Below are 18,857 nucleotides of genomic sequence, written 5' to 3'. Positions count from 1 at the left end.
ATTCATTCGTAGATTCGTAGTTATTCGTTATCTGCACATTTATTTAACTTCCTGCATAAGTTTTCGGACAAAGGGCGAAATGAGTATCATCACAACACCTGCAATGAGCGCGTATATAGCAAGCTGTTTATAACCATCGGTGTAAGCAATTAATTTTTCTGTTAGCGGGGCGTTTTCATTTGCTGTTGACATGCCTGCGCCCAATATTCCGGCAGCGTATTGTCCGTAAGCGCTTGCCAAGAACCACATTCCCATCATCACTCCCTGTAAACGCAGCGGGGACAGTTTTGTCATGATTGACATTCCTATTGGAGACAGACATAATTCTCCGAAAGTAATTATGAACCAGCCAAAGGTGAATAAATCCAAAGAGGTTCTTCCGTCTGAATCCGTAAAAAATCTGGTATAATAAAATACATAAAACCCAACTGCTAAAAACAAGAACCCTAAACCAAATTTAACTACCGTATTAGGTTCAATTTTTCTTTTGCTCATCCACAGCCAAACCAATCCGAGTAAAGAAGCAAAAATAATTACGAAAAAAGAATTTGAAGAATTGTTAACTCCGTTGGGATCTAATTTAATTCCAAGAACAGTATCATGCAAATGATTGGCTGCAAATAAACTCAGAGAGCCACCGCTTTGTTCGAAAAATGCCCAGAAGAATATTGAAAAAATAATAAACACTAAAGCGGCAATTAGTTTTTTATTCTCTGCTCTTGAAAACTTACGCATTTCATAAAATATATATACGAGCGTGCAGGGTCCGATGATATACATGAACCAATCTGTGTATTCCGTTTGAGAAACCATTTTCATTATAATTGGAATAATGCATAATGAACCAAGATAAACAGCATACTCATACCATTGTTTGCGCTTGCCATTTTCATCTTTTGCAAATGGCGATAGTCCAATGGGTCCTAATGTTCGCTGAGTGAAAACGAAAGTGATCAAACTGATTGTCATTACAATGGCGGCTAATCCAAATGCTAAATTCCATGAATAGTTTTTGGCGACCACAATACAGGCATATCCTCCTAACAACGCGCCTAGATTTATTCCGGCATAAAATAAAGAAAACCCTGCATCTGTTCTGTTGTCGCCTGTTTTATAAAGCGATCCGACCATAGTGGAAATATTGGGCTTGAAGAATCCGGTGCCGATTATTGTAAATCCGATTCCCAAAAAGAAATAATCATGAGGATTAAATGCCAAGATACAACTGCCGGCAATCATTAAGATGCCACCCCAGAAAAGAGATTTCCGAAAACCAAGAATTTTATCTGCAAACAATCCGCCAATAAAAGTAAACGCATAAACAAATGCCTGTGTAGCTCCATATTGAAGGTTGGCAGTATCATCTTTCATGTTTAACCCAACCGTTTTGTCTACCATAAAAATAACAAGCATGCCGCGCATACCGTAGAAACAAAAGCGTTCCCACATCTCTGATAGAAATAAATACCAAAGCTGCTTCGGATATTTCCCTTTGAAATCCTGAATTTGATCTAAGGTTAATTGTGTTTGCATGGATAATAAAATATTTTAAGAGAAACAAATGTATGAATAAGCGACTACAATGATACCTATGAATCAATCAATCATTACACCCGTAGCAGAATGTACTTTTTTGCAAAATGAAATCCAGTATTTATCAAAAGAGCAAACATTTTCATAAAATACTTTACAGTTTTGTTTGTAATTTTCATTCCCATGAAGAATGGTAGAAATGGCATCTGGAATTTCAATGGGATTCTGTACAAGAACTCCCAGCTTATGTTCTTTTATAAATTGCAAAGAAACTAAATCGCTTGCAATAACAGGAACTCCGGCTGCAATGCTTCGCATTATTTTTCCTGAAGAGAACCCAATGTATTCTATGTTAGGACTTGTATTTCTGTATAAACCGAAATTAAGTTTGCAATAAGAAACAAGAGAGTTTAACATTTCGTCACTTAAAGAATCTGCATTCCAGAATATTCTGTCTTGCCTGTTGAGTGGTTCATAGATTTTTTTCATCCGTTCCAGATTAGATTTATTCCTGTCGTTGAGAACCAATGCTGTGTTTTCCGGCCAGGAAATAACACTCGTCATCAATTCAGAAATCATCGCAAAATCTCCTATAGATCCTGCATGAAGGCAAAGAGCAAGATGCTTCGGTATATTTAATTTTTCATGCCAGTCAATTTTTTTATCGGGAAGTTTCAGCTGGCTGACATTCGGAAGAACTGCCCATGGATGATTATTTAATCCATAATCGTCAAGCAGAAATTTAATTCTTGATTCATCCGGAACAACAATAAGCCGCGCAGTTTGAGCTGACTTTTTTTCATGAATTTTCCAATTACTTTCAGGAAGGGCACTCGGAAATTCATCATTGAAAAGTATAAGCGGAGTATTATTCCTTTTGGAAATAAGCCGTGCAACAAAGGCACCGATTTGCCCTAATCCAAACACACAATCATACTTCTTTCCTGAACAAAATCTGTAACGATAGGTATTCTCTTTATACTTCTTTTTTGAAATGCGAACTAAAACTGAATCAACGATCGGAATCCATTTATCATTCTGATAATGCAGATGAACATTTTTGGGAAACATTATGGAATAATCAATAGAAGGATTTTCCCAGAGGTATAAATCAATCTTCCACCCTGCATCAGCAAGTTTTTTTATTGTGTTGCTGACAAACGGCATAGTATCTACCCTGGCGTGTTCGGGATAATGAGGGTAATGAACAAATGCTATGTTTCTTTTTTCAATCAATCTTTCTTGCAACATACGTTACATACCATGTTTTATCAGATGGTGTTGCTCCAGTCATCCATTGTTCGCTAGACAGCAATTCAAGGTTTGAGTATTTTATTATATTTTTTATTTCATCCGGGAATAAATATCTCATAGAATGTTTTTCATCAACTTTGCTGATTGTTCCGGTTTTTTTATACTTTACTTCAAGTGAGAAATTTACATCAACAATGTTTTTTTCTTTATGCATTACCGGAGATGTTTTTCTAAAAATCTTTAACTCATCGTTCTCCGCTTCTTTGGTTTTATATACTGGCGGATCAGATAAAACAGCAGGTCCGTGCCACACATCAAAAATGAAAACGCCTTTAGTGTTCAGATGATTTGCAGCAGTATTAAAATAAGAAATCAAATCATGGTCAGAATTCTGATAGCAGGCAACATGGAAAAGAGAAATAACAGCATCAAATTTTTTATTCAGCTGGATCGTACGCACGTCCCCTACCCTGAAATCTATTTGAGAGTTTTGGAGATTAGCCCTTGAAATCATTTCTTCCGATAAATCTATGCCGGTTATCTTAAATCCTTTTTTTTCTAAAAACACATCGTGTTTTCCTGTTCCGCATCCAAGGTTTAAGATTGATTTTGTTGTCGGAGCATACTTTTTTATTAATTGAAAAACATAATCGGACTCAGATGAGTAATCCTTATCCGCATAAAGCAAATCGTAATAATGCGCATATGAGAGAAAAACCGCCATATCATTTCAGAATATTTTTCACGGCTTCAGCTGAAATTCTTATTTGCTCTTCCGTCAATGCTAACCCACTGGGAATATAAAATCCCCTTCTTGCAATTCTTTCGGAAAAGGGATGCTTGTCATTTTTAAAGAATCCCATCTTTTCAAAAACGGGCTGCTTATGCATGGGCCAAAAAAACGGGCGTGTCCCGATTTCTAAATCCGAAAGCTTTTTCATAGCTTGCTCGGCATCAAAATCAACTTCATCTTTCAATACAATTCCAAACACCCAAAAAATATTTTCGGCATAGGAAGTTTTCATTGGCTGAAGCTCAATTCCTTTTACTTTTCCGAGAAGATCATTATATAACTTTCCCATTTTTCTTTTTCTCAATACAAATTCATCCATCCGTTCGAGTTGAGCAACACCTAAAGCAGCCTGAAGATTTGTCATTCTGAAATTATATCCGAGTTCTTCATGAATGAATCTTTTGCCATGAATGAAACAAAGGTTTCTCAGAGAGCGGCATTTATAGGCAATTGTTTCATCATTTGTAACTATCATTCCTCCTTCTCCTGTTGTAATGTGCTTGTTGGGATAAAAACTAAAGGTGCTTATATCACCAAAACTTCCGCATGGTTTTCCGTAATATGTTTGCCCGTGCATTTCGGCAGCATCTTCAATAATTTTCAATTCATGCTTTTGAGCAAGGGTAATCAGTAAGTTCATATCGGTAGGAAGTCCGTAAATATGAACGACCATTATTGCTTTTGTTCTGGGTGTGATTTTTTCTTCAACACAGGTAACATCCATGTTCCACGTATTATCACAGTCAACTAAAACGGGAACAGCACCAACTCTGACCACAGCCGCAGCACATGAAATGATTGTAAAAGCGGGCATGATTACTTCATCTCCCTTTCCAATGCCTAATGCTAAAACAGCTGCCTCCAGCGCAACAGAACCATTAGCAACAGCTACTCCGAATTTTTTTCCAACACGGGAAGAAAATTTTTCTTCAAAAGATTTAACAAAAGGTCCTTCGCTTGAAATCCATCCTGTATCAATACACTGGTTCAGGTATTTTTTTTCATTTCCATCAAGCAGCGGTTGATTTACAGGAATAAACATTTCGTATTCAGTAGGATTTTAAAGCGATAAAAGTAAAAAATATAAGTGAAGAAGAATTCACTTGCTGTCAGATGCTTTGAACCTGGTTTTATCTTCTTCACCAATATAGGGACCTTGCTTCACTTCAATCATCTCGGTTGGCTCAAGCATTTCAAAACCATGACCCCCTGAAGCAAGAAGGATGACATCACCGGTTTTTAATATTTTGCTTTGCAAATATTTTTTATCGTTATCAAAAAAATCAATGCGCAATTTTCCGCTTTTAATAAATAATACCTCCTGTGTATAAGTGACTTCGCGCGGAACAGGATTATGAATGTGTGGTTCTATCACATATCCTGCCGGGCGGTTCATATAGGCAAGCTGTTGGGAGAATTCGTTGGGTGTGAAAAAATGAATGCCTTGTTTTTCAAACTTACTTGGTATAATTATAGCGAGTAATTGATTATCGTGTTTAATCTGTTCTATCATGCAATAACTGGTTTTTGCCGATTAATAAAAGATATTTTTCTTGATTGCTTTTAAGTAGCCATGTCCGAATTTGCGGTCGGGTTCCAAGTAGTTTCCTTCCGCCCATTCGTTCCATGCCTGCACAAAAATAATGCGCTCATCCTGATTATGTATGTGGTCAATTTTTTTTATAGCATTTTTTATCACTTCGCTAAAAAGTTCAGGAGATGAGTCAGTAAGGACTGAACCATTTAATCCGCTTCTAGCTGTATTATCCCAATTGGGCATAATTAAAGGCAATTCATTTTTTTTTAGTTTCTTGTTGTTCAGGTATTCTAACAGTTCAATATACTCATGAACTTTTCTTGGCATTTGTGATGACTTCTTCAACATGCTCGTAATTCCTTTTTTTGATAGGCGTAAAAACATTCTTTCTAGTTTGTCGGGATATTTTTTGTTTAAACATTCGAATGGGGCAAGTTGAACACTTCCCATAAAGCCATCGTAAACAGGTTCTTCTTCTAAATGTGTGGCACCGATAAAATAAAAACTATTTATGCCTTCTTTTTCAGCTAAGTCCTGCCAAAGAGTTGTAAATTCATTTACATTGGGAATGGAATGTGGGCTGTAAATAAAAAATAATCGTTTTCCATTTACGGTCAAATATCGTTCGTCCTTAAATGCATCGAGCATTGCATAAAAATGAGCGATGTAATCTTCTTTCCCGGGATATTCCTGCTTTAATAGAGTATTGTTTGACATGCCGTACCAAATCCCAGTCCAACTTGCATTTGCCCATGCAAGACAAAAAGGGAAATCCGGTTGCTTTGATTTTAAAACTTCATGAAATGGCTGATCTAATATTCTTTTTCCATTGCCAAACCAATAGTGCCAGTAACAAAATGCTTCCACACCATATTCTTTTGCGAGTTGTGCCTGAGCCATGCGCGTTTCAGAAACTCTTAAATCATAGAAACCTAAATCAGCAGGAAGAATAGGTTGATAATGACCTTTAAATAATGGCTTTGCTTTGGTAACATTCGTCCATTCGGTAAATCCTTTTCCATGCCAATTGTCATTTTCAGGTATTGGATAATACTGAGGCAAATAAAATGCTATTAATCTGGCTTTCTTCTTCATTCCGAATCAGATTATCTAAAAACTACATTGTCAATACCTTTATAAATAAATCCTTTGCAGTTTCTCCTGTAATCAATAGTCCAGTCCGCATTATATTTTTGGGGTTTTTTCCAATCTTCTCCATACCAGAAATTGCAAAACCATTCGGGATCCAGAGAAGGATAAGACTTATTATTAATTGTTATTGCTGACATGTTTTTTATTTTTTCTACAGGCATCCAGAAATATCCATACACATTTCTGTTCACTACTCTATTCCCTTCCGTGTAATAAAATAATATATCGAAGATAACATTGGTTTCGCGATCTAGAAATGCCAATTGCATATATCGCCCATTGCACGAAGAAAGCAATAACATTTCGAAGGGCATATTTTTAATGATTTCATAAACCTGTTTGTCACCAAAAATATCAATGTCAATATCAATATCGTTTGGTAAAAACTTGCCGTCTCTGTGAAATCCCAAAATCAATCCACGACCTAATGAATATTTAACTCCAAGTTTATCCAATACATCGAAACCCTTGTTCATACATTTTATTAAAGCATCGTACGTCCTTGGAGATTTATCAATTGAATCATAGTTGATATAATTCCTCATATACATAACTTCAGGAGGAAGTTTTAAGCGCTTAAATAAATTCTTCACACGCTGTTTTAACCTCGCTATCATTTTAAATTAATTGATTCGATAAACTTATCAATAGGAAGCCATTTGGGTGATTTATCATTATTTAAAAATCTTTCCGAGGAAGGCAAGCTGGATAGTTTTTTAAATACTTGCAATCTGATTTTAGTATCCAGTTCAATATATTTTTGACAAATTTTTTCTTCTGCAAACAAACAATCCAGCCATATTCTGTTTGTTTCTGGAATGAATCTTGAATTTGATTTTTTGACATAAAGAACTTGTTTGCGATTTTTTAATGCACTTAAAAAATCTTTCAACTGAAGATACCGAACAGTTTTTCCGCTTCCAATAGTCGTATCCTCCGTTTTGTCTAAAGAAAAAGAATAATCAAAAATAGAAACTCTGCTCTTTTCAATTGTATTAAAAAGGTCTTCAATTTTTCGAACCGCATAAAGCAAAGTAATGCCTTTTGAAAAAAATACATCTATTTTATCCGGAAGTTTGGTCGAATCAAACATAGTCTTTACTTTATATGCCCTATGAAATGTAACAGATAATTGGTTAAACATTTCTGAAATATCTACACCATACCATTCTACATTTTTTAAATCAATTACTGGGAAATCAATCTTCAAATGTTTTAGCAGGGCAGAATAAAATTCCATTCCTTCTATGCATCCGAATATTGTCTGACCCAACTCATAGAAGGATATAGCCGATAAATCAGTATTGTCTTTTGCCGCACAAAGAGCAAGTAGTTTGGATAAATTTAAAGAGGCTTCATCTGAATGATGAACTTCTTTGTTATAAAGATGCAGCATCTGTTCTATCGCGTCTTCACTGAGCAATTGCTGCATAGTAACAGCACTTTGTAAATCGTTAGCATAGCGGCCCAACATAAGCCAATCGTATGCTTTCTGGTGAAGTTGAAAATTCCAAATTTTTTTCTGCGAATTCTGAATATCAATTTCACCGAACTCAAGATAGGTTATAGTTTTGCTGTTATCTACTCCATAATAAGTTTTATTGTTCATAGGAGATTTGCATATATTAAATTATTATACATGACCTTTTCTTTTTAACTGATCGAAAATGAACTCTGCCACAAACTTATTGCCGTCTTTGCTAAAATGACCGCCATATACACCATCATCGGAATACAGAAAATCAAGATTGTTGACTTCAAGAAGAGGTTGCGTCAGATCGATGATAAATATTTTCTTCCTCATCTCTTCAAGAAAGTGATTATAATAGTTGTGTTTTTTTTTAACAAAAAGCACATCATCTTTTTGTGGGAGCAGAACGAAAATAGGCATAATTTGTTTTTCTTTTGATAACTGTATGAATTTATCAAGGATGCCGGAAAAAATATCACAGGCATATTTATGTTGAAACAACTTACGCCTTAACTTCAAATTAATGTTCATTATTTTTTGCAACGGGTAATTGCACACTGTTTTGCACTTTACACCTAATACCCCAAACAAAGAGCATAGAAGCATAGCGATGGAAATAGAAAAATTCCTGATAGGGTTTTTCAGAAAATAATAACTAAAAGGGAATCTTATCATTTCTTTTTTGAATTTAGTCAAATAAAAATAATCTCTCTCTCTTATTTCGTTAATATATTTTTTATATTCAAAAAACCTTGACTTACTGTCAATAATATTTTTTATAAGAATTAATTTTCCGTCTTTAAAATCGAAGCGGGGCTTGAATCCAAAAGTGTTACCAAATTCATTGTAATGTTTCCAAATGCATAATATTCTAACAATAGTGGAAGGCACAACTCCCATTAAAACAATGCTTGGTTTAATGTTAGAAATTTCTCTTTCTAACCGAAGATATGCCTGATCAATTCCATAATTACCAACACCAAAATTTGAAGCGTTTGAATTTGTCATTTCAGATAAATACCACTGCCATGTTTCATTATCATTTACTTGTCTGCAAAAAGCAAATGAATCTCCAAAACAGGCAATAGTTGAATTCAGTTTTTCGTGACTCGGATTATTTCTTGCACCGTTTTCATCTATATGAAAAGATGTTTTTCCATATTTACCTTTTTCATTGTGGCTGGTATTGGGTTTTCTTATCCATCCGAGTTCAGCGTCATATCCAAACTGAAAAAATTTTTCCATTCCGTCCTTGCTCATGACGGGAAATTCATCATCGGCAGTAATAAACCATTGGAATTTCCTTCGAACCCACTTTACTAAAATCATCAGAGCAGCTTCTAAAAAAACTATTGCAATTACTGCTAATAAAAAATAATTCATTGTAATTTTTGTAAATCCTTCTATAAACAAAAAACTTATAAAAAATTCTCCTTTATGACTCTATTCATTATTCCTATTGCTTCTTACTTTGTATTTTCCATCTATTCACTTACATCTTACATCATATCGCATCCACATTTACCAAATCCTTTTCCACTCTCAGGTTATCAATAATAAATTCCTGTCTCTCTTGCGTATTCTTTCCCATATAATAAGAAAGCAGTTGATCAATTTTAGTTTTGCTGTCAATGATGACAGGTTCAAGGCGCATATCTTTTCCTATGAAATTCTTAAACTCATCTGGTGAAATTTCTCCTAGTCCTTTAAATCGGGTGAGCTCCGGTTTTGGTCCGAGTTTTGCAACAGCGTTTTGCCTTTCTTTATCGGAGTAACAATAAATTGTTTCTTTTTTATTTCTCACACGAAAGAGCGGTGTCTGCAATATATAAAGGTGTCCGTTCTTCACTAGGTCGGGAAAGAACTGCAAAAAGAAAGTGATGAGCAAAAGACGAATGTGCATTCCGTCCACATCTGCGTCAGTTGCAAGCACCACTTGATTGTACCGGAGATTTTCCAGACTCTCTTCAATGTTCAGCGCGTTCTGCAATAGATTGAACTCTTCGTTCTCATAAACAATTTTCTTTGTAAGTCCGTAAGAGTTCAGCGGTTTTCCTTTCAGATTGAACACTGCCTGTACATTCACATCGCGCACTTTTGTAATTGAACCGCTTGCGGAATCACCCTCACAGATAAAAAGAGTGGTATCCAATCTTTTTTCATCGTCACCATTCAAATGAGAACGGCAATCGCGGAGCTTTCGGTTATGTAATGCCGCTTTGCGCGCTCGTTCTTTAGCAATTTTCTGAATGCCCGACATTTCCTTTCTCTCTTTCTCCGAAGTAGTTATTTTCGTAAGCAGAAGTTCAGCAGTCTCCGGATTCTTATGAAGAAAATCATCCAGTTCCTTTTTCAGAAAATCACTCACAAAAGTTTTCACGCTCGGTCCTTTCGGTCCCATATCCTGCGAACCAAGTTTTGTTTTTGTCTGTGATTCAAAAACAGGTTCTTCAATCTTCACACTGACAGCCGATACGATAGCATTTCGAATATCCACTACATCAAATTCTTTTTTGTAGAACTCACGGATGGTTTTCACTACCGCTTCGCGGAAAGCAATCAAATGAGTTCCACCTTGGGTTGTATGCGCGCCATTCACGAAGGAATAATATTCTTCTCCATACTTATTATCATAATGCGCCATCGCAACTTCTATGTCGTGATTCTTCAGATGAATGATCGGATAAACTATTTTCCCGTTAATTTCAGTAGTGAGTAAATCCTTCAAACCATTTTCGGAAACTATTTTCTGCCCATTGTAATTAATGACAAGTCCCGGATTCAGGTAAGCATAGTTCCACAGCATTCTCTCCACATGCTCATTGAGGAATTTAAAATTCGGGAACATTTTTTCATCGGGAGTAAACTGCACAATAGTTCCGTCATTATCATCGCTCGAAACAACTTTTGCATCTTTCTCCACTTCTCCCCTTTCAAACTCAATCACTTTTGTTTTTCCCTCGCGCACAGATTGTATTTTGAAATAGGAAGAAAGCGCATTCACCGCTTTTGTTCCAACACCATTCAGTCCGACAGATTTTTTAAATGCTTCAGAATCATACTTCGCTCCTGTATTTATTTTGGCAACGCAGTCCATTACCTTGCCCAGCGGGATTCCCCTTCCGTAATCACGCACCAACACCATTTTATTTTTAATGCTCACATCTATCTTCTTCCCAAACCCCATAGCGAATTCATCCACAGCGTTGTCCAATGATTCCTTGAGCAGAATATAAATTCCGTCATCCATTGATGAGCCATCGCCCAATTTTCCAATGTACATTCCCGGGCGGAAACGGATATGGTCTTTCCAGTCAAGCGACTTAATACTGTCTTCGTTGTATTTTGGATCTTTTGCCATAATCTTAGTATTGAGTAGTGAGATATGATTGTTGAGATTTTATTTTCATTTTAGTTGCCACGACCTTCAGGTCGTGGATAAATTAATTGATAATCAAAATCGGCTTCAGCCGAAATTGCTTCTGCTAAAACCATATGCCAATAAAAATTCTTCATATTCCTGAGTAAATGTTTTCTTACGATGATGTTCCTCTTGATTTGCGATGTATTGCTGAACCTTTGCAATTCCAGATTCGCTTACAGATAATGCAATGTATTCATCCTGCCATTCAAATTTCTCTTTAATTAATTTTTGCTTATTCACCCAAAAGGATGATTCACCTTTAATAAGCATTGCAACTTTAGAAATAGTTTGTTCTGTTCCAAGAGAAATCAATAAATGGACGTGGTCTTCAACACAATTCAGGCAGTCAATAAAAATTTCTTTTGCAATGCTGTTTTCCTTTATATGAGTCAATAGCAACGGTTTTACTTCTTTCGAAATAGTTTTATCTCTGTTTTTAGTTGACCAGATAAAATGAATCATAACTTTCGTATAGGGCATTACTTTACTGATTTTTGGCTAAAGCCAATTTATTATTTCATTTTTTTTACCCACGACCTAAAGGTCGTGGCAATTGTTATACATTGAAACGAAAGTGCATTACATCTCCATCTCCCACCACATATTCTTTTCCTTCCTGCGCTAATTTTCCCGCATCGCGACAAGCTGCTTCCGAGCCAAGTGAAATGAAGTTGTTGTACTTAATTACTTCTGCACGGATAAATCCTTTTTCAAAATCCGTGTGAATTACTCCTGCAGACTGCGGAGCTGTCATTCCTTTTGTGATAGTCCATGCCTTTACTTCTTTCGGTCCTGCTGTAAAGTAGGTATATAAATTCAAAAGCTTGTAAGCGGATTTTATAAGTTTGTTCACGCCTGCTTCTTCCAGTCCCGCTTCTTCTAAAAATAATTTTCTGTCTTCATAACTATCCAGTTGAGCAATTTCCGCTTCCATCGCGGCAGCGAGGAAAAGCACTTCGGCATTTTCTGCTTTCACAGCTTCCTTAACAGCGTCAACATATTTATTTCCTTCCTTCACTGACTTTTCATCCACGTTGCATAAATACAAAACAGGTTTCGATGTGAGGAGCATTAAATCAGCAACATGAATTTTATCTTCTTCCTTTATATGTACCGAACGCGCGGATTTTCCTGCCTCCAGATGTTCCTTATAAATACTCAGCACTTCAAATGCTTTCTTGGCGTCTTTATCCACTCCTGCTTTGGCCGTGCTCCTCACGCGCCCAAGTTTTTTATCCACGCTGTCTAAATCTTTTAACTGAAGTTCCATGTCTATCACTTCTTTATCGCGTACAGGATTTACAGAACCATCCACATGAACTACGTTCGGATCATCAAAACAGCGGAGCACATGAATAAGTGCATCGCACTCGCGTATGTTAGCAAGAAACTGGTTTCCCAATCCTTCTCCTTTGCTCGCGCCTTTCACTAATCCCGCAATGTCAACTATTTCAACAGTGGTCGGAACAATCCGTTCGGGCTTCACAAGTTCCGCAAGTTTGTTGAGGCGCTCATCCGGAACGGTTATCACACCAATGTTCGGTTCAATGGTGCAGAACGGAAAGTTTGCTGCCTGCGCTTTCGCGTTTGTCAAGCAATTAAATAAAGTTGACTTGCCAACATTGGGCATTCCTACAATTCCAGCTTTTAGCGCCATAAGTTTACCCGGTAAACATTTATTGAAATATTCTTTGGGTGAAACGAAGTTACTTTCATTCAAGGCAAGAAACCAAAAAGAGAAAATGAGAAATCCACAGGGTTATTAACAGAGAAAAGTACCAAGTAAGAAGTAGAAAGTATTAAGTCAACAGCCAGACTGAATGTTTTTTTCATTTTCATTGTACATAATACATCGTACTTTGTACATTCAGTTATCAACATAAAATCTGTTTTTCAACATTGAGTTTTTAGGGATGTATTTATTTATTTTTGCTCACGATTATGATTGCTGAAATTCTTTCTCCTCAAAAAACTTCCTCTTCTGTGAGTAAATCAATTGACGAACTAAAAAAAATCTGCTTGCAGGTGCGCAGAGATATTGTGCGAATGGTGCACGGCTGCCAGTCAGGGCACCCCGGAGGTTCTCTTGGCTGCACAGAATTTTTTACTGCGATGTATTTCCAAATTCTGAAACACGATCCGAAAAATTTCACGATGGATGGAATCGGAGAAGATATTTTCTTTTTATCCAACGGACATATTTCTCCGGTGTGGTACAGCGTGCTTGCTCGTTCCGGATATTTTCCTGTGAAAGAACTTTCCACTTTCCGAAAAATAAATTCACGTCTTCAAGGGCATCCGACCACACATGAAGGTTTGCCGGGAATAAGAGTCGCCTCCGGTTCGCTTGGACAAGGAATGTCCGTTGCCTGCGGAACTGCTCTCGCCAAAAAATTAAATAATGATTCTCAGCTTGTTTTTAGTTTACATGGTGACGGAGAAATTCAGGAAGGACAAATCTGGGAAGCAGCCATGTTCGCTTCCGCACGCAAGATTGATAATTTAATTTCTACCATAGATTGGAATGGTCAGCAGATTGATGGTCCTGTAGATAAGATAATACCTTTAGGCGACCTGAAAGCAAAATGGCAAGCTTTTGGCTGGGATGTTCTCGGAATGAACGGAAACAATATTGAAGAGGTGGTTTCCGTTATAGAAGAAGCCAAGAAAAGAACGGGAAAAGGAAAGCCGGTAATGATATTGATGAAAACAGGAATGGGGCACGGAGTAGATTTTATGGAAAACAGTCATAAATGGCATGGCATTGCACCCAACGATGAACAACTTGCAAAAGCACTCGCTCAACTCCCGGAAACTCTCGGGGATTATTAATATGGGTTACAGGTTACAGGTTAGAGGTTACAGGTTTTTACTCCTTATTTTATTTTTTTCAATCTGCAATCTGCAATCTGCAATCTGTCAACCCACTCCGCAGAAAACCAGATTGCTTTTTGTCTTTGATGATTCCTTCAGCATGTTTGGTGACTGGCAGAGCGGAAAAAAAATTGAGATAGCTAAAAAATTAATGTCGGAGTTTTTGGATAGTTTGATGAAAAGCAGTTCACCCGACATAGAAATTGCTCTCAGAGTGTACGGACATCAATTTTCACTTTGGCCGGGTCCGGTAAATTGCGAAGACACAAAACTGGAAGTTCCTTTTGCAATCATTCCGACCAATATTCCAAAAATGAAAAAGGTGATTAACTCACTCACTCCAACCGGAACCACCCCCATCGCCTACTCGCTTGGAAGAAGCGCTTATGATTTTCCTGACAACAAAGCAAGAAACGTTATTATTCTCATTACAGATGGAATTGAAGAATGCAATGGCGACCCCTGTGCTGTTTCACTTGAACTTCAGAAGAAAGGCGTCATCATCAAACCCTTTGTCATCGGCATAGGTCTTGACATGAATTTTGCTGATGCGTTCAAGTGCATAGGAAAATTTTATGACGCGTCTTCCGAAACTGGTTTTAAAAATATTCTGAGCATGGTAGTCGCACAGGCGCTGAACAATACAACTGCTGAAGTGGATTTGCTTGACATAAACAAAAAGCCAGCCGAAACAGATGTCGCAATAACTTTTTATGATGAATTCTCGGGTGCAATCCGCTACAACTTCATGCATACGCTGAATAATATCGGAAATCCGGATACAATTTTTATTGACCCGATCGGAACTTATAAAATGGTTGTGCATACCATTCCTGAAGTGGTAAAGACAGGAATAAAAATCACACCGGGGAAGCACAACAAAATTCTCATTGATGCGCCACAGGGATATTTATATCTGAAGGTTGGCGACAATGTGAGCACTTATGGAAAACTTGAATGCATCGTCAGGAAAAACGGAGAGATGAAAACGCTTCACATCCAAAACTTCAATGCCTATGATAAATACATTATCGGAAAATATGATCTTGAAGTTTTGAGTTTGCCGAGGATTAAATTCAATAATGTAGAAATCAATCAAAGCAAAACAACTACCATAGAAATCCCGCAAGCTGGATCTGTTGGAATTTACAAACCAGGTCCCGGACCTTCCAGCGTTTATCTCGAAGACAAAAATGAACTTGTATGGGTTTGCAATCTGAATACAAATGCCATGCAGGAAGCGCTGGTGCTACAGCCGGGAAAATACAGAATCGTATACCGCCCGCTTTCAGCAAAAGAAACTGTTTACTCTATAGAAAAGAAATTCAATGTTGAATCAGGAGGAAGCACACAAGTAAAACTTTATTAAAAGCCCATCCCTACCTTCCCGAAGGGAAGGAGATATAAACTATAAAAAAGATGAAAAAGAAAAGAAAAGCCCATCCCCCCTTCCTGAAGGACAAGCGAAGGTTGCGCGCATTGCGCAGTCAAAGGGAAAACAAAACCCTCCCCCTTCGGGGGAGTCGGAGGGGGCTGTACACCTACACAGAAAAGAAAGATACACGCTCAGGATTCGGAGCGGGATTACTTGAACTCGGAAGAAAAAATCCGAATGTAGTCGGACTATGTGCAGACTTGACAGGTTCTCTGAAAATGGATGCATTCGAAAAAGAATTTCCCGATAGGTTCTTCCAGTGCGGAGTTGCTGAAGCAAATATGATTGGCGCTGCTGCGGGATTAACCATCGGTGGAAAAATTCCTTTCACCGGAACTTTCGCCAACTTTTCTACAGGAAGAGTGTATGATCAGATTCGCCAATCCGTTGCTTACTCAGGAAAGAATGTTAAGATTTGCGCATCGCACGCAGGACTCACACTTGGAGAAGACGGAGCAACACATCAAATCCTTGAAGATGTTGGCATGATGAAAATGCTGCCGAACATGACCGTGATTATTCCCTGCGATTACAATCAGACAAAAGCGGCAACACTTGCTTTGGGAACTCATCAAGGTCCGGCTTATTTACGTTTCGGCAGACCTGCTGTTCCGAATTTTACCGACCCGAACGAAAAATTCGAGATTGGAAAGGCACAAATAATTTCCTCCCCTAACGGGGGAGGTCAGCTTGCCCCAATCGGAGCATCGGGGGAGGGGGCTGCAGATGTTTCCATTTTTGCTAACGGACACTTGGTTTGGAAAGCCATCGAGGCATGCGAGATACTTGAAGCAAAAGGAATTTCCTGCGAGCTTATTAATATTCACACCGTAAAACCGCTGGATGAAAAAGCAATTCTTACTTCCGTGAGAAAAACTAAATGCGCTGTTACTGCCGAAGAACATCAACTTAACGGTGGATTAGGCGACAGCATAGCGCAGGTTCTTTCAAAAAACTTTCCTGCACCAATTGAAATGGTTGGCGTAAACGATACCTTTGGAGAAAGCGGCACTCCCGCTGACCTCATGAAGAAATACGGAATTGACACTCCGAATATTGTGGAAGCGGTGGAAAAAGTTTTGAAGAGGAAAAAATAATTATTTCTTATTGTAAAAATTTTTCTCCGCTAAATCTTTAAGAAGAATTCTTTTGTTTTGATAAACAGCCAGCACGAAGGAATCGGTTGTTTCTCCACCAAGCGCAACAACTTTTTTTCGCATCTCTTCCGCTTCGGCAAGTGAAGCGAACAGGCCGATGGTAAAGCGTGTGATGCCGTCATTGTAATTATGCGGTTCTGTTTTTCCTAATGAAACAAGATGAAAATAATTAAAATTATGTTCTTCGTAATAAGCGCTCACCTGCACAGTGAATGAAAGCCCGTCAGCAGTGTATTTGCCGAAAGCATCTATAATTTCAGCATACTCCATCAGTTCAGGATTCTTTTTCTTCAGCAGAGGATCAGATTCAGAAATAGGAATAAGCAAGCTGGATTCCGGATACAAATAATCATACCTGAAAAACTTATCCTTTCCGCGAAGCAGCGTTTTTTGAATGCCCGAAACAGATATCATTATTTTATTTATAAACTCTACATCTTCACCGGTTAATTTATACATCACATCATCTTCGGGAGGAAGGTAGTTGAATAAAAACATTCCATTACGGGATTGAATGGATGTTTTAAAAACAGAACCGTCTTTATTGATGATGGAAAGTTTGTTCTTCATGCGTTTTGCAAGCACATCGCTGGTATAAAACGGAACGTCAATGGTTGCTTCCATATAATAGTCAACATTGGTAGTATTAACTGCTTTAATCTGTTCTTCATTTGTTCCATCGGCTGAATAAAAAATTTTATAATTGCATCCGGTTGGCAGGTTGATGAGATATTTCCCCGTTACAGAATTTGAAAAATATATTCCCTGCTCTTTTTCAGCATCCGCATTAACCACCCGGATGGTTGCTTTCACAGGAGAATCATCCAGTGTGATGTTTCCTTTCAGGGAAACAAGTGCATTTTTTTTTCCAACCACTCCCGGTTTCACTTCATAAATATCCTGCATGCCGAATCCACCAGCGCGTGCGGAAGAATAATATCCTTTGGAACCATCGGCAGAGACAACATAATAAATATCATCATCCACCGTGTTCACCGGATAACCGAGGTTTTGTGGCTTCGACCAGGAACCGTCATTCTGAAGATACGTTCTGAACACATCATAACCACCCATACTTTTCAGACCGTTAGAACTGTAGTGAAGCATTTTTCCGTCAGGATGAATAAACGGAGCGTCTTCATCATATTGAGTGTTAATAATCGATCCCAGATTCTCCGCTTTGCCCCAGCTTCCATCCGGCTGAAGTTGGGATTTCCAAATATCTTTTCCACCAAATCCACCGGTTCGTTCACTGGAGAAATAAATTATTTTTTCATCGGCAGAAAGAGAACAACTGCCTTCCCATGAATTGGTGTTGATGTTTTTACCAAGTGACACAGGATTTGACCACATATTCCCATCGAGAATGCTCATGTAAATATCTCCGTTGTCTTTGGGTGTACTTTTGAAAATAAAAAGTTTTTGTCCGTCAGCAGAAAGCGCAACAGCTGCATCGTGATAGTTTGTATTGATATTCCCACCGATTGGGTCAGGAACAATCCAACGACTGCCGATTTTATAGGAATAAAATATGTCTTCATAATATTGTTTCAGAGAATCTGGCAAAACTTTTGAATCGGTGTAAATGCTCTGCAATCCGCCCATAGAGCGCAGTCCGCGATAAGTGAAAATCAAAAAAACTTCATCCGAAGAAATTACGGGAACATATTCCGCCCATTGTGTATTAATATCCTTTCCGATATTTTTTATAGCAATATCCAGTGGCAGGGCAACCTGCTCTTTGGCATTCTTACAATACTCAATATATAATTTTGAATTCGCAATAAGTTTACTGCTCGGTTTTGAGCTGATGCAATTTTGAAACTGCTTGATGGCATCGCTGAATAAATAATTCAGGTGAAGCGCTCTTCCGTAATAGAAACTTAAATCAGAAACCGGAATTTTCTTGTCGTTGGCAATCTTCAAATACTCCAGCGACTTTTCAGGAATATCGCTCCTATACAAATAACAAATTCCAAGACGGTAATTGAGATAACCGTCATCAGGATATTTTTTGAGCAGGTTTTGATAAAGGGGTAAAGCGTCTAAATAATTTTCGTCATGAATAACTGTCTCTGCTTTTTCAAAAGTTTCTCTGTCGGATTTATCCGATAATAACTTTTCGCTGATTAGCGAACTATTTGTCTGTGTATAAATAAAAGAATAAAAGAAAAGAAAGAAAATAAAAACTAATCGCTGAAAAATAATTTTCATTCAGCAAATATAA

The 18,857-nt window shown here is 37.6% G+C and carries 16 protein-coding genes; 3 read left to right on the top strand and 13 right to left on the bottom strand.

The features are described 5' to 3' along the window. Positions 1-39 precede the first annotated feature (39 nt). From HY841_03460 to ychF, 12 genes are all read right to left on the bottom strand, one after another. Positions 40-1,533 carry a peptide MFS transporter gene (locus HY841_03460; protein ID MBI4929795.1) on the bottom strand — a complete coding sequence of 498 codons (1,494 nt, stop codon included), beginning with the start codon at positions 1,531-1,533 and terminating at the stop codon, positions 40-42. A gap of 63 nt (positions 1,534-1,596) precedes the next feature. After that, the gene (locus HY841_03455; GenBank protein MBI4929794.1) at positions 1,597-2,784 is read right to left on the bottom strand and encodes a hypothetical protein; all 1,188 of its coding nucleotides are present in this window, start codon (positions 2,782-2,784) and stop codon (positions 1,597-1,599) included. Further along, positions 2,762-3,511: a class I SAM-dependent methyltransferase gene (locus tag HY841_03450; protein ID MBI4929793.1), complete on the bottom strand. Its 750-nt coding sequence runs from the start codon at positions 3,509-3,511 to the stop codon at positions 2,762-2,764. Before HY841_03450 ends, HY841_03455 begins: the two co-directional genes overlap by 23 nt. 1 nt (position 3,512) lies before the next feature. Beyond that, complete coding sequence (locus tag HY841_03445) at positions 3,513-4,622, bottom strand: DegT/DnrJ/EryC1/StrS aminotransferase family protein (protein MBI4929792.1); 1,110 nt, start codon at positions 4,620-4,622, stop codon at positions 3,513-3,515. Positions 4,623-4,679: 57 nt separating this feature from the next. Continuing rightward, a complete protein-coding gene (locus HY841_03440) occupies positions 4,680-5,093 on the bottom strand; it encodes a hypothetical protein (GenBank protein MBI4929791.1) in 414 nt (137 codons plus the stop codon). Positions 5,094-5,114: 21 nt separating this feature from the next. Then, entirely contained in the window at positions 5,115-6,212 is a 1,098-nt protein-coding gene (locus HY841_03435) for a glycoside hydrolase family 99-like domain-containing protein (protein ID MBI4929790.1), read from the bottom strand. 11 nt (positions 6,213-6,223) lie between these two features. Then, positions 6,224-6,745, bottom strand: a complete 522-nt coding sequence (locus HY841_03430; GenBank protein MBI4929789.1) for a hypothetical protein — start codon at positions 6,743-6,745, stop codon at positions 6,224-6,226. Positions 6,746-6,882: 137 nt separating this feature from the next. Beyond that, complete coding sequence (locus tag HY841_03425) at positions 6,883-7,878, bottom strand: hypothetical protein (protein MBI4929788.1); 996 nt, start codon at positions 7,876-7,878, stop codon at positions 6,883-6,885. A gap of 24 nt (positions 7,879-7,902) precedes the next feature. Continuing rightward, positions 7,903-9,123 (bottom strand): hypothetical protein, encoded by a 1,221-nt coding sequence (locus HY841_03420; protein MBI4929787.1) that lies wholly within the window; start codon positions 9,121-9,123, stop codon positions 7,903-7,905. Positions 9,124-9,244: 121 nt separating this feature from the next. Beyond that, a complete protein-coding gene (locus HY841_03415; protein MBI4929786.1) occupies positions 9,245-11,101 on the bottom strand; it encodes a type IIA DNA topoisomerase subunit B in 1,857 nt (618 codons plus the stop codon). Between the two features lie 105 nt (positions 11,102-11,206). Further along, entirely contained in the window at positions 11,207-11,644 is a 438-nt protein-coding gene (tnpA, locus tag HY841_03410; GenBank protein ID MBI4929785.1) for an IS200/IS605 family transposase, read from the bottom strand. A 76-nt stretch (positions 11,645-11,720) separates the two neighbouring features. Then, positions 11,721-12,821 carry a redox-regulated ATPase YchF gene (ychF, locus tag HY841_03405; GenBank protein MBI4929784.1) on the bottom strand — a complete coding sequence of 367 codons (1,101 nt, stop codon included), beginning with the start codon at positions 12,819-12,821 and terminating at the stop codon, positions 11,721-11,723. 284 nt (positions 12,822-13,105) lie between these two features. On the opposite strand from ychF, the gene HY841_03400 reads away from it, so the two are divergent. The 3 genes from HY841_03400 to HY841_03390 all read left to right on the top strand — a co-directional run bounded on the left by HY841_03400 (position 13,106) and on the right by HY841_03390 (position 16,570). Next, on the top strand, positions 13,106-13,996 hold the full coding sequence (locus HY841_03400; GenBank protein ID MBI4929783.1) for a transketolase: 891 nt from the start codon (positions 13,106-13,108) through the stop codon (positions 13,994-13,996). Between the two features lie 112 nt (positions 13,997-14,108). Further along, positions 14,109-15,407 carry a VWA domain-containing protein gene (locus HY841_03395; protein MBI4929782.1) on the top strand — a complete coding sequence of 433 codons (1,299 nt, stop codon included), beginning with the start codon at positions 14,109-14,111 and terminating at the stop codon, positions 15,405-15,407. Positions 15,408-15,457: 50 nt separating this feature from the next. Next, on the top strand, positions 15,458-16,570 hold the full coding sequence (locus HY841_03390; GenBank protein MBI4929781.1) for a transketolase family protein: 1,113 nt from the start codon (positions 15,458-15,460) through the stop codon (positions 16,568-16,570). Here the strand turns inward: HY841_03390 and HY841_03385 are convergent, their stop codons facing one another. Next, positions 16,571-18,844 (bottom strand): PD40 domain-containing protein, encoded by a 2,274-nt coding sequence (locus HY841_03385; protein MBI4929780.1) that lies wholly within the window; start codon positions 18,842-18,844, stop codon positions 16,571-16,573. Positions 18,845-18,857 lie beyond the last annotated feature (13 nt).

This window comes from Bacteroidota bacterium (assembly GCA_016213405.1).
In the GTDB taxonomy this organism is placed as follows: Bacteria; Bacteroidota; Bacteroidia; order Palsa-948; family Palsa-948; genus Palsa-948.
This window is presented reverse-complemented; position numbering and strand designations above follow the sequence as displayed.

Bases quoted from the DNA above. Each gene is read 5' to 3' on its own strand.
- HY841_03440 (MBI4929791.1), bottom strand. From the start codon at position 5,093: ATGATAGAACAGATTAAACACGATAATCAATTACTCGCTATAATTATA.
- HY841_03435 (MBI4929790.1), bottom strand. From the start codon at position 6,212: ATGAAGAAGAAAGCCAGATTAATAGCATTTTATTTGCCTCAGTATTAT.
- HY841_03430 (MBI4929789.1), bottom strand. From the start codon at position 6,745: ATGAACAAGGGTTTCGATGTATTGGATAAACTTGGAGTTAAATATTCA.
- HY841_03385 (MBI4929780.1), bottom strand. From the start codon at position 18,844: ATGAAAATTATTTTTCAGCGATTAGTTTTTATTTTCTTTCTTTTCTTT.
- HY841_03455 (MBI4929794.1), bottom strand. From the start codon at position 2,784: ATGTTGCAAGAAAGATTGATTGAAAAAAGAAACATAGCATTTGTTCAT.
- ychF (MBI4929784.1), bottom strand. From the start codon at position 12,821: ATGGCGCTAAAAGCTGGAATTGTAGGAATGCCCAATGTTGGCAAGTCA.
- HY841_03445 (MBI4929792.1), bottom strand. From the start codon at position 4,622: ATGTTTATTCCTGTAAATCAACCGCTGCTTGATGGAAATGAAAAAAAA.
- HY841_03460 (MBI4929795.1), bottom strand. From the start codon at position 1,533: ATGCAAACACAATTAACCTTAGATCAAATTCAGGATTTCAAAGGGAAA.
- tnpA (MBI4929785.1), bottom strand. From the start codon at position 11,644: ATGCCCTATACGAAAGTTATGATTCATTTTATCTGGTCAACTAAAAAC.
- HY841_03400 (MBI4929783.1), top strand. From the start codon at position 13,106: ATGATTGCTGAAATTCTTTCTCCTCAAAAAACTTCCTCTTCTGTGAGT.
- HY841_03450 (MBI4929793.1), bottom strand. From the start codon at position 3,511: ATGGCGGTTTTTCTCTCATATGCGCATTATTACGATTTGCTTTATGCG.
- HY841_03390 (MBI4929781.1), top strand. From the start codon at position 15,458: ATGAAAAAGAAAAGAAAAGCCCATCCCCCCTTCCTGAAGGACAAGCGA.
- HY841_03415 (MBI4929786.1), bottom strand. From the start codon at position 11,101: ATGGCAAAAGATCCAAAATACAACGAAGACAGTATTAAGTCGCTTGAC.
- HY841_03420 (MBI4929787.1), bottom strand. From the start codon at position 9,123: ATGAATTATTTTTTATTAGCAGTAATTGCAATAGTTTTTTTAGAAGCT.
- HY841_03425 (MBI4929788.1), bottom strand. From the start codon at position 7,878: ATGAACAATAAAACTTATTATGGAGTAGATAACAGCAAAACTATAACC.